The sequence below is a fragment of the Nocardia tenerifensis NBRC 101015 genome (genome assembly GCF_000308715.1).
In the GTDB taxonomy this organism is placed as follows: Bacteria; Actinomycetota; Actinomycetes; order Mycobacteriales; family Mycobacteriaceae; genus Nocardia; species Nocardia tenerifensis.
Window position 1 is genome coordinate 1 of record NZ_BAGH01000065.1, and the last position, 10,739, is coordinate 10,739.

Below are 10,739 nucleotides of genomic sequence, written 5' to 3' on the forward strand. Positions count from 1 at the left end.
ACGGCGTCCGCCTGGCCACCCGCGAATGCGGACCCGCCGACGCCCCGGTCACCGTGATCTTCGTGCACGGCTTCTGCAACACCATGGAGTCCTTCCACTTTCAGCGCCGCGACCTCGAAAAGCGTTGGGGCGCAAGCGCGCGTCTGCTGCTGTTCGATCTGCGCGGCCACGGCCGCTCCGGCACGCCGAAGACGGACAGCTGCACCGTCGCCCAGCTCGGGCGCGATCTGGCGGCGGTGATCGCGGCGGGCGCGCCGAAGGGCCGGGTGGTGCTGGTCGGCCACTCGCTCGGCGGGATGGCGGTGCTGGCCGCCGCCGCGCAGTTCCCGGAGTTGTTCGCGCAGCGGGTGATCGGTATCGCGCTGTTCTGCACGGCCGCCGCGGAGGTGACCGCCACGGGCCTCACTCAGCTGCTGCGCAACCCCGCGATCGATCGGGTCCGGATGGCCGTGCTCGCCGCGCCGGCGCTGGCCCAGGCGGGCCGCACCACCGCGCGCCAAGTAATCACGCCGATCCTGCACGTCAGCTCGTTCCACGGTCCGGTGAGTCCCACGCTGTCGCGCTTCACCACCATGATGATCAACCGGACGCCGGTCGAGACCATCGTGAAATTCCTGAAAGCCATCGAGCTGCACGATGAATCGGCCGCCCTGCCCGGCCTCGCGCACCTGCCGGTGCTGATCCTCGGCGGCGTGCACGACCTGGTGATCCCGTTCCGCAATTCACTCGCCCTCGCGCGACAGCTGCCGAACCGCGAGCTGATTCGATTCGACGACGCCGCGCACATGCCGCACCTGCAGTTCCCCGAGAGGGTCAACGACGCGCTCGATCGATTGCTCGTGCGCGCGGGCGCGCTCGAGCCGGATGCTTCGGAGGTGAAGCGTGGCTGACCGGCAGCGGCGAACCCTGCCCACCGTCGCCGATACCGAGGCGCTGGGGCGCGAGCTCGCGGCCGAACTCGGCGCGGGCGACCTCGTCGTCCTCGACGGTCCGCTCGGCGCGGGCAAGACCGCGCTCACCCGGGGCATCGCCGCGGGACTGGGCGTGCAGGGCCGGGTCAGCTCGCCGACGTTCATCATCGCCCGGCAGCACCGGGCGGGCGCCGGGCACGGCGCGGTGCCGCTGGTGCACGTGGACGCCTACCGGCTCGGCGGCGACCTGGACGAGCTGGACGCGCTCGACCTCGACACCGATCTGCACCACGCGGTGGTCGTGGTCGAGTGGGGCCGCGGCGTCGTGGAGCACCTGACCGATCGGCACCTGCGCGTGCTGCTCGCGCGCGAACCCGATTCGGACGTGCGCACCGCCGAATGGGAATGGGTCGATTAACTACCCGATAGCTCCGCACCGGCGGCAGCTACCAACCGGTATCGTTGGGTCAATCATGCTGGTATTGAGCGTCGACACCGCGACACCCGCCGTGACAGCGGGATTGGTGGAACTGGAGCAGGCCGCACCTGACGTGGCCACCGTCGGTGGCGACCGCCTACCGGTGATCGGGGACGGCGGCGCGGTCGAACGCTTACCGGTCGCTCGCCACACCACCCGCCTGCTCGCCTCGCGCGTGCGGGTCGACGCTCGTGCCCACGCCGAGGTGCTCACCCCGCAGATCCTCGAATGCCTCAGCGAGGCAGGGTGTTCCAGGTCCGACCTGGACGCGGTCGTGGTCGGCATCGGGCCCGGCCCGTTCACCGGGCTGCGCGTCGGCATGGCGACGGCCGCCGCCTTCGGTGACGCGCTCGGCCTTCCGGTGTACGGCGTGTGCAGCCTCGACGCGATCGCCGCCGACGCGGTATCGGACCTCACACCCGGCAGCGAGTTGCTCGTGGTCACCGACGCGCGCCGCCGCGAGGTGTACTGGGCGCGCTACCGCGACGGGGCGCGCGTGGCCGGGCCGGAGGTGGCCAAGCCGAGCGAGGTCGACATGGCGCAGGCCACGGTGATCGCCGGATCCGCCTCGCACGTCGACTTCTTCGACCTGCCCGTGCTTCCGGTGGAGACGCCGTCGCCCGCGGGACTGGTTCAGGTCGCGGCGGCCGAGGTGCTCGCGCGGGCCGTGCCCGAACCGCTGGTGCCGCTGTACCTGCGCAGGCCCGACGCCGTCGAGAAGAGCTACCGCGCCCTCGACCGGACGGGAGCGTGACCGCCATGCCGATCCGGATCGAGCCGATGGTCACCGCCGACATCGAGCGCTGCGTCGAACTCGAGCAGCTGCTGTTTCCCGAGGACGATCCCTGGCACGCGGTCGCGTTCCAGTCGGAACTGGCCGCACCGCACAATCGTTACATCACCGCCCGCGACGACGAGGGGCGGATGGTCGGCTACGCGGGCGTCGCGCTGCTCGGCGACGACGAGCACCCCGAGGCCGAGGTGCACACCATCGGCGTCGATCCGAACTGCCTGCGCGCCGGGATCGGCACGCTGCTGCTCGAGGCGCTGCTCGCCGAGGCCGGCAAGCGCGGCGGGCCGGTGTTTCTCGAGGTGCGCACCGACAACACACCCGCGATCGCGCTGTACGCCAAGCACGGTTTCCACATCATCGGACTGCGCAAGAACTACTACCACCCCAGCGGCGCCGACGCCTACACCATGCGCAGGCCCGCGCTGAGCGCGCTGCCCCTCCCGGACGAGGTTCTCTCGTGATCATCATGGGCATCGAAAGTTCCTGCGACGAAACCGGTGTCGGCATCGTGCGCCGGAATCCCGACGGCAGCTGCGAACTGCTCGCCGACGAGGTCGCCTCCAGCGTCGATCAGCACGCGCGCTTCGGCGGCGTCGTGCCCGAGATCGCGTCGCGGGCACACCTCGAGGCGATCGTGCCCGCCATGCGCCGGGCGCTGGCCGCGGCGGGCATCGCCAAGCCCGACGCGCTCGCCGTGACCATCGGCCCCGGCCTGGCCGGCGCGCTACTGGTCGGGGTGGCGGCCGCGAAAGCCTATGCGGCGGCGTGGGATGTGCCGTTCTACGCGCTGAACCATCTCGGCGGGCACGTCGCGGTGGACACGCTCGAGCACGGCCCGATGCCGCCGTGCGTGGCGCTGCTCGTCTCCGGCGGGCACACGCATCTGCTGCGGGTCACCGATCTGGCCGAGCCGATCGTCGAGCTGGGCAGCACCGTCGACGACGCGGCGGGCGAGGCGTTCGACAAGGTGGCGCGGCTGCTCGGGCTCGGCTTCCCCGGCGGGCCCGCGCTGGACGCGGCCGCCGCGCAGGGGAATTCGCGGGCGATCGCGTTTCCGCGCGGCATGACCGGGCCGAGGGACGCGCGCTACGATTTCTCGTTCTCCGGACTGAAGACGGCCGTCGCGCGCTATGTCGAGTCGGCTCAGCGCAGCGGGTTGACCGCCGAGGATCTGCCGATCCCGGACATCGCCGCGTCCTTCCAGGAGGCGGTGGCCGACGTGCTCACCATGAAGGCGGTGCGGGCGGCGCAGGATGTCGGCGTGGACACGCTGGTGCTCGGCGGCGGCGCGACGGCGAACTCGCGGATCCGTTCGATGGCCGAGGAGCGTTGTGCGGCGGCCGGATTGACGCTTCGGGTGCCGAAGCCGAGGCTGTGCACGGATAACGGGGTGATGATCGCGGCGCTCGGTGCGCATGTGATCGCCGGTGGTGCGAAGCCGTCGCCATTGACGGTCGCGACCGATCCGGGGCTGCCGGTCTCGGTCAGCCGGGTCGGCTGAACTTTCCAGCCGGACGGGTCAGTCCGTCTCGCCCAACTGCCAGGGGTTTCCCGCGCCGATATGGGCCGAGCCCGAATTCTGCCGGGGCGGCAACGGTAGGAAGGACTGCGCGGGTTTCGGCGGGATGGGCGCGGGATTCTGGGGCGTGCTCGGCCGGTTCTTGTCCGGCCAGGTCGAACCCGGCTGCGGGGGCGTGGCATTGCCGAACAGTGGGCCGAGCAGCTCCGGGAACGGGATCACGGGCAGGTTCGGGTCCGGGCGCAGCGTCGGCTGCGTCGGCGTGGGCGTCGGCCCGGGAGTCGGCGTGCTCGACGGCTGACCCCGATCCTGGGTGATCGGCGGAATGTTGCCGCCCGGTGGACGATTGGTGCTCTCCTGGTTCCGTCCGCTGGTCGAGGTGCCCGCACCGGTCGGCGGCACGATGCCCGGCGACGGCGGCAGCTGCGACACCCCGCTCGTGGTGCCGGCCGGGGAGACCTCGTCGTCGGAGGTGGGCGCGAAGGTCTTCACGCCGTAGCCGATGATCAGCCCGACCACCACGATCGCCCCCGCCAGCGTGCCGACCACCTTCGTGAACGTGCCGACCGGCGCGTCGGCGCCGAGCGCGGCCACCGGGAACACCGACGGCTGCACCGAATCCGCGACCAGCGCCGCGCCTTTCGCGATCACGGCGTCGGGATCCTCGACCGTGAACACCGGCACGTCCAGCCGCGCACCGAGCGTGTCGACGACGGCGGGGATGTTGGCTCCGCCGCCGATCACCGTCACCGCCTGCGGGAACTTCGGCGCCCGTGCGAACACCGCCGCGACGAACACGGAGGTCTCGCGCAGCAGATCGGCGATCAGCTCCTCGAAGTCGGCCCGGCTCAGCTTGAGCGGCCTGCCCGCGACGTGGTCGATGGTGACGGCGGGCGCGACGGACAGGTGTTCCTTGGCCGCGCGGCCGCGATTGGTCAGCATGCCGCGGTTGGGGCGGGTGCCGCGCCGGGCGTAGTGCAGGTCGACCAGGTGGTGATAGATGAGGTCGTCGATGGCGTTGCCGCTGATCGCGATCGTGCGTTCGGATCGGAGCACGGTGCCGTCGACCTGGTCGGCCACGGTGACGCTGAGGCCGGTCGCGCCGAGGTCGACGATGGCCACGGTCTCGTAGCGGTCGAGCAGGCCGGTGTGCCGCAGGTACGTGAGCGCGGCGGTGCCCTCCGGGACGAGCTTCAGTTCCCGCTGCTTGCCCGTGGCCGAGCGGATCGCCTGCGCCTGCTCCTTGCCGCGGTAGGCGACGGCGACGCTGGTCGGCGGGGGACTGGTCGGCGGCTCCGTGGTGCGCGGCTTGGCGCCGCCGAAGCGCGCGCCGACGGGGTAGCCGGGGTCGTGGGCCAGCTGTGTCGGCAGCTGGTTGGTCATCAGCTCGATCGACGACGCGACGAGATCGCCGAGGTCGGAGTGCGCCGCGTCGGCGGACACGACGCGGTAGTCGAAGCTCTGCGCGCCGTTCGGCGCGGTGGCGACGAGCGCCGAGCACACGACCTCGGACCCGGCCGAGATACCGAGTGACGTTCGCATGTTCATTCACCTCCCTTCGAGCGGATGGTTCTGCGGCACAGAGCATTTGTCGCGTCGGGCGTGTCTCGCGTAAGCGCTCTGTTCCACAGGCCATCTCGATTGGACTGCCGACTCGCCATGTGGTCGACGGACGATCCGGACGGCAAACCCCGTGGGGCCCGATACCCGGATGGGTCGCGAGGACCGGCGATGGATCACGTGTGGCTAGCTCTCTGGTGCAGCTCGGATGGCGCTGGTTGTGCTGTGACGCTTGGGTGTTCGATAACGCCGGAACTTCGGATCACGCTGAGGTATTCGGTGACGCCGAGCGGTGTAGCGACGTACGTTCTGTGACAACCCCTGGTCTCCGACGGGACTGGTTCGTGACGAACACAGCGGTCGGACGGCGACCGTCGTCAATACTGTCACAATCCGTTATCCGAACGTTACAGTTTTCCGGATCTCTTGAAAACCCCTCCGGCCGTGCGTCGGGCGTGTCGGGGGCCACTGCGGGCGTGGCGATCTGAAATTGGCACATCCCGGCCTTGAGCGCTGGCACTCTCATGTATAGAGTGCTAGTCGGCACTGCTGATGTGCGCGGCCGGACCTCGGTCCGACCGGTGCACCGGGCGTGTGCCAGGCAGTTTTGACTACTGAGCAGGGGTCCCGGCACCCGCGACGACGGGGCTATGCGACAGGGTCAGCATCAAAACCTGATACCGATGGTCCGGAACAACAGTTGCGGACGACATCCCCTGAAAGTGGAGGGCTCAACGTGGCGAGCGTGAACATCAAGCCGCTCGAGGACAAGATCCTCGTCCAGGCCAACGAGGCCGAGACGACGACGGCCTCCGGCCTGGTCATCCCCGACACGGCGAAGGAGAAGCCGCAGGAGGGCACCGTCATCGCCGTCGGCGAAGGCCGCGTCACCGACAAGGGTGATCGCATCCCGGTCGACGTCAAGGAGGGTGACACCGTCATCTACAGCAAGTACGGCGGCACCGAGATCAAGTACCAGGGCGAGGAGTACCTCATCCTGTCGGCGCGCGACGTGCTGGCCGTCGTCACCAAGTGACCGCGCCCCGCGCGGTCGTCCCGGCGCAGGCCGGGAGCGAGCGGTGACGTTCCGTGTCCACCCGACCGCCGGGATCGAGTCGTCGTGATATTGCCCCGGTTCCGCTGTGCGGGGCCGGGGCAGTGTCATCTCGAGCCGAGAGCGCTTGCTCGAGGCCGCCCCTGTAATCCAAGGAATAGGACTTATGGCAAAGCAGATCGAGTTCGACGAGAAGGCTCGCCGGGCTCTGGAACGCGGAGTCGACAAGCTCGCCGACGCCGTCAAGGTCACCCTCGGTCCGCGCGGCCGCCACGTGGTGCTCGCGAAGGCCTTCGGCGGTCCGACCGTGACCAACGACGGTGTCACCATCGCGCGCGACGTCGACCTGGAAGACCCGTTCGAGAACCTCGGCGCGCAGCTGGTGAAGAGCGTCGCCACCAAGACCAACGACGTCGCCGGTGACGGCACCACCACCGCGACCGTGCTGGCCCAGGCGCTGGTCCGCGCCGGCCTGAAGAACGTTGCGGCGGGCGCGAATCCGATTTCGCTGGGCTCCGGCATCGCCAAGGCCGCCGACGCGGTCTCCGAGGCGCTGCTCGCCGCGGCCACCCCAGTGTCCGGCGAGACCGCGATCGCCCAGGTCGCCACCGTGTCCTCGCGCGACGAGGAGATCGGCGAGATGGTCGGCAAGGCGCTGACCGTCGTCGGCAAGGACGGCGTGGTCACCGTCGAGGAGTCCTCGACCACGCAGACCGAGCTCGTGGTCACCGAGGGCGTGCAGTTCGACAAGGGCTACCTCTCGCCCTACTTCGTCACCGACACCGACAGCCAGCAGGCCGTGCTGGAGGATGCGCTCATCCTGCTGCACCGCGAGAAGATCAGCTCGCTGCCGGACTTCCTGCCGCTGCTCGAGAAGATCGCCGAGTCCGGCAAGCCGGTGCTGATCATCGCCGAGGACGTCGAGGGCGAGGCGTTGTCCACCCTGGTGGTCAACTCCATCCGCAAGACGATCAAGGCCGTCGCGGTCAAGGCGCCGTTCTTCGGCGATCGCCGCAAGGCGTTCCTCGACGACCTGGCCGTGGTCACCGCGGGCACCGTCATCAACCCCGATCTCGGCATCTCGCTGCGCGAGGCCGGTCTGGACGTGCTCGGCCAGGCGCGGCGCATCGTCGTCACCAAGGACGACACCACGATCGTCGACGGCGTCGGCACCCCGGAGGACATCGCGGCCCGCGGCGCCCAGCTGCGCCGGGAGATCGAGGCCACCGACTCCGACTGGGATCGCGAGAAGCTCGAGGAGCGGCTGGCGAAGCTGTCCGGCGGCGTCGCGGTGATCAAGGTCGGCGCGGCCACCGAGACCGCGCTCAAGGAGCGCAAGTACCGGGTCGAGGACGCGGTGAGCGCGGCCAAGGCCGCCGTCGAGGAGGGCATCGTGCCCGGCGGCGGCTCCGCGCTGGTGCAGGCGTCCGCCAAGCTGGCCGAGCTGCGCGACTCGCTGACCGGCGACGAGGCGGTCGGCGTCGAGGTGGTGCGCGGCGCGCTGTCGGCTCCGCTGTTCTGGATCGCCACCAACGCGGGCGTGGACGGTTCCGTCGTGGTCAGCAAGGTCGCCGAGGGCAAGGAAGGCTTCAACGCCGCCACCCTCAGCTACGGTGACCTGCTCTCCGACGGCGTCGTCGACCCGGTGAAGGTGACCCGCTCGGCCGTCGTGAACGCGGCGTCGGTGGCGCGGATGATCCTGACCACCGAGAGCGCGGTCGTGGACAAGCCCGCCGAAGAGGCGCCCGACCACAGCCACCACGGGCACAGCCACTGAGCTGAGTCTCGCGAAGCTGGGGCAGAAACCAAGAAGGCCCTCGGACTCGGGTCCGGGGGCCTTCGCTTTGCGAATCGTGACTACTGATTTCGTCGATACATGGGCTCTTCGGCGGCTATCGCGGCGAGCAGTCGGCTGCGCAGTGCGGCGGGCGGCGGGGTCGCCGTCGCGGTGGCGAGCGTGGCGAGCGCTTCTCTCGTCTGTCTTATCTCCGAGATGAACTCCGCACGTAGGGCGGGGTCGTCGGTGTCGAGCAGGTCCTGCACCTCATGGTGGTCCACGTCGTCGATCGATCCGAGCGCGACGGTGTGCGCGAGATCGACCTGGCGTTCGTTCATCTCACGTCACCCCCAAACTTCTTTTGAGTCGTGTCAATCCGTCCCGTATCCGGGACTTAACGGTCGGTAACCCTACTCCGAGGTACTGCGCGACCTCCGCGTAGGTTCGCCCGCCGTAGTAGGCGAGCGAGATGGCTTCTCGCTGGGTGTCGGTCAAGGACGCGAGCCCCTCGAGGACGGCCTGTTGTTCGAGCCTTCGCTCTACCTCTTCGGTCACCTCGTCGAATTCGTTACCGAGAATCCTTATTCCGTAGGCGACTTCGCGTTGGGTGTGGGCCTGCTCGGCGCGCACCCGGTCGACCGCCCGTCGGTGGGCGAGGGTCATCAACCACGTCACCGCCGACCCCTTGTCGGCGTCGAAAGTGGCCGCTGTACGCCAGATCTGGAGATAGACCTCCTGCGTCGTCTCCTCGGCATAGCCGGGGTCGTGCAGGACGCGCAGCACCAGACCGAAGACGCGCGCGGACGTCCGGTCGTATAGCTCGGCGAAGGCTTCCTGATCGGACCGGCCGCATCGATGTAGCAGATCGGCGAGTTCGATGCTCTCGGCGGCGCGGGCCGTAACCGCAGAATCCACACCGGGTGGGAAGGCATCTCTTCGGAACGAGTCGCCCTCTGCGGCCGGCTGCCGCGTTGTCACAACGCTCCATTCTGTGTCATCGGTCACCACCGTAGCGTGCCGCTATAACCTCCCTTCGGCTGGGGTGTCGGCAAAGCACCTGTGGCCCAGCGACTTTGCGGAAACCTTCGACACGCCACGTCGCGGGCCATAAAGACACGCCGTGACACGCCGCTAGCTAACGCGAAACGCAGGGCTCGACAGGGTATGCGGCGTCGGGTAGTCGCCGCGGCAGACGGGGCGGTGGTGACCGCGTGTCGCCTGCCGGTTGTTTGCTAGGGATTCGGCGCGACGCCCCTCATGGATGGGAGCGATTTCGGCTGGACCGCCGGGCGCCGTCGACTGCGGCGCCGTGCGCGCCGATTACACCACCGGTCGCCGCCGGCTATACCGCCATGCGCCGCCGATTGCGGCGAGCGTGCATCTCGCGCTCGGTCTCGGACATGCCGCCCCAGATGCCGTAGGGCTCGCTGACTTTGAGGGCGTGGCTGCGGCACTGCATCAGCACCGGGCAGGCCCGGCAGATCTCCTTGGCGCGCAACTCGCGCGCGGTACGTGCTCGGCCACGTTCGCCGTCGGGATGGAAGAACACGGCCGAGTCCTGCCCGCGGCAGGACCCTCGCATCTGCCAATCCCAGACATCGGCGTTCGGCCCGGGGAGGTGGGTCGGCATGGGCATTGTGTGAACTCCTCGTGGTGCGAGCTCGTCAGCGTTGTCGAGCAGTTGTTCTGCGAAGTGTGGTGGGCCACGGCGCTGTGTCGGCGGGTGCCCCTGTGCTCGCCCGTTGCGGTCGCTGCAATTTCGCGCGGCGCCGACCGTGGCGATGAGCTACGTTAGGTCCAGCCGCGAAATTCCGTCAATAGTTCGGCGCAGCAGTTTTCCAAATCTCGGGCTGCGAAATTTAACCTCTGAGCTGTTTACTTTTCGCATTGGTTCCGGGGATACTGATCGGTTGACCAGTGGCCGGTGGCTGGCCCCTGCGTACGTCTGGGTCTCATTTCCGCTGGTACGCCCCATTTTTGGGGGCAGTGTCCCGGTCAGAGCCCAGGGGTGGCCGGGTGGGCGTGGTCACAGCGCCCTCCGGCGGCGGGGGCCGCGGCCGCATCGGAGATGGCGTAAACGGGGCGCCGAGGTTAATTGCGCGAAACGCATGTGAATTCCGAACGCACGCGCTCGGAGATTGCCGGTACGAGATTTACCTGATCGAAACATCGCAAAGCGTCGAAAATGCTGAGCGGTTGCCGGTCGGTCGGCCGCGGTCTTTGTCCCGGCCGAGGGCACGCGCGCCGGGATAGAGTTTCCGCCGTGTTCGCACCTGCTCCGCTCGGAGATGCCCCACTGGAGATACTCGCCGAGAGCGCCTTCGGCGCGCACCCCGGCCGCGCCGCTGCCGAGTTGCCGACCGCGTCCGACGCGCTCGGATCCTGGTATCGGGCAGTGATTCTCGGCGGGCAGGGACGGTATGCCGCGGCCCGCGCCGAATTACGAATTGTCCGCGCCCGCAGCGTCGATCCGATCGTGCTTTCCCTGGCCGCGAGCACCGAGGGTTCGCTGCTGCGCCAGCTCGGCTGGCATGCCCGCGCCGCCGCCTTCGACGGGCGCGCGGTCGCCCTGCTGACGGAGAAGTCGTTGGGCGACCGGGCCATGGGCTCCGCGCGGTCCGGCTACCCGTTCGAGCGGAGCGACGCG

At 69.2% G+C, this 10,739-nt stretch carries 11 protein-coding genes and 1 pseudogene; 8 read left to right on the plus strand and 4 right to left on the minus strand.

What is annotated here, in order from left to right; all coding sequences use genetic code 11:
• The 5 genes from ON39_RS05545 to tsaD all read left to right on the plus strand — a co-directional run.
• A partial coding sequence (locus ON39_RS05545; protein ID WP_040731766.1) for an alpha/beta fold hydrolase occupies positions 1-890 on the plus strand: 890 nt, incomplete at its 5' end.
• Positions 883-1,329, plus strand: a complete 447-nt coding sequence (gene tsaE, locus ON39_RS05550; protein WP_040731767.1) for a tRNA (adenosine(37)-N6)-threonylcarbamoyltransferase complex ATPase subunit type 1 TsaE — start codon at positions 883-885, stop codon at positions 1,327-1,329. The genes ON39_RS05545 and tsaE, both read left to right, overlap by 8 nt.
• Before the next feature lie 55 nt (positions 1,330-1,384).
• Entirely contained in the window at positions 1,385-2,143 is a 759-nt protein-coding gene (tsaB, locus tag ON39_RS05555; protein ID WP_040731770.1) for a tRNA (adenosine(37)-N6)-threonylcarbamoyltransferase complex dimerization subunit type 1 TsaB, read from the plus strand.
• A 5-nt stretch (positions 2,144-2,148) separates the two neighbouring features.
• Positions 2,149-2,643, plus strand: coding sequence for a ribosomal protein S18-alanine N-acetyltransferase (gene rimI, locus ON39_RS05560; RefSeq protein WP_040731787.1), 495 nt, complete (start codon positions 2,149-2,151; stop codon positions 2,641-2,643).
• Positions 2,640-3,683, plus strand: coding sequence for a tRNA (adenosine(37)-N6)-threonylcarbamoyltransferase complex transferase subunit TsaD (gene tsaD / locus ON39_RS05565; RefSeq protein ID WP_040731773.1), 1,044 nt, complete (start codon positions 2,640-2,642; stop codon positions 3,681-3,683). The genes rimI and tsaD overlap by 4 nt, the downstream gene beginning before the upstream one ends.
• An 18-nt stretch (positions 3,684-3,701) precedes the next feature.
• On the opposite strand, the gene ON39_RS05570 is transcribed toward tsaD, so the two are convergent.
• Positions 3,702-5,243 (minus strand): DUF7159 family protein, encoded by a 1,542-nt coding sequence (locus ON39_RS05570; protein WP_040731789.1) that lies wholly within the window; start codon positions 5,241-5,243, stop codon positions 3,702-3,704.
• Between the two features lie 754 nt (positions 5,244-5,997).
• Between ON39_RS05570 and groES the strand changes: the two genes are divergently transcribed.
• Both groES and groL read left to right on the plus strand, forming a co-directional pair.
• Positions 5,998-6,297, plus strand: a complete 300-nt coding sequence (gene groES / locus ON39_RS05575; RefSeq protein ID WP_014981824.1) for a co-chaperone GroES — start codon at positions 5,998-6,000, stop codon at positions 6,295-6,297.
• Between the two features lie 184 nt (positions 6,298-6,481).
• Positions 6,482-8,092, plus strand: a complete 1,611-nt coding sequence (groL, locus tag ON39_RS05580) for a chaperonin GroEL (protein ID WP_040731776.1) — start codon at positions 6,482-6,484, stop codon at positions 8,090-8,092.
• Between the two features lie 80 nt (positions 8,093-8,172).
• On the opposite strand, the gene ON39_RS05585 is transcribed toward groL, so the two are convergent.
• From ON39_RS05585 to ON39_RS05595, 3 genes are all read right to left on the minus strand, one after another.
• Positions 8,173-8,430 carry an RskA family anti-sigma factor gene (locus ON39_RS05585; protein ID WP_040731779.1) on the minus strand — a complete coding sequence of 86 codons (258 nt, stop codon included), beginning with the start codon at positions 8,428-8,430 and terminating at the stop codon, positions 8,173-8,175.
• Between the two features lies 1 nt (position 8,431).
• A complete protein-coding gene (locus ON39_RS05590; protein ID WP_040731781.1) occupies positions 8,432-9,007 on the minus strand; it encodes a sigma-70 family RNA polymerase sigma factor in 576 nt (191 codons plus the stop codon).
• A gap of 427 nt (positions 9,008-9,434) precedes the next feature.
• The gene (locus ON39_RS05595) at positions 9,435-9,728 is read right to left on the minus strand and encodes a WhiB family transcriptional regulator (RefSeq protein ID WP_040731784.1); all 294 of its coding nucleotides are present in this window, start codon (positions 9,726-9,728) and stop codon (positions 9,435-9,437) included.
• A 627-nt stretch (positions 9,729-10,355) separates the two neighbouring features.
• On the opposite strand from ON39_RS05595, the pseudogene ON39_RS05600 reads away from it, so the two are divergent.
• A pseudogene (locus tag ON39_RS05600) lies at positions 10,356-10,739 on the plus strand (hypothetical protein); the annotation flags it as partial.

Coding starts and splice junctions, on each gene's coding strand:
- tsaB (WP_040731770.1), top strand. CDS start 1,385: ATGCTGGTATTGAGCGTCGACACCGCGACACCCGCCGTGACAGCGGGA.
- rimI (WP_040731787.1), top strand. CDS start 2,149: ATGCCGATCCGGATCGAGCCGATGGTCACCGCCGACATCGAGCGCTGC.
- ON39_RS05570 (WP_040731789.1), bottom strand. CDS start 5,243: ATGCGAACGTCACTCGGTATCTCGGCCGGGTCCGAGGTCGTGTGCTCG.
- groL (WP_040731776.1), top strand. CDS start 6,482: ATGGCAAAGCAGATCGAGTTCGACGAGAAGGCTCGCCGGGCTCTGGAA.
- ON39_RS05585 (WP_040731779.1), bottom strand. CDS start 8,430: ATGAACGAACGCCAGGTCGATCTCGCGCACACCGTCGCGCTCGGATCG.
- ON39_RS05595 (WP_040731784.1), bottom strand. CDS start 9,728: ATGCCCATGCCGACCCACCTCCCCGGGCCGAACGCCGATGTCTGGGAT.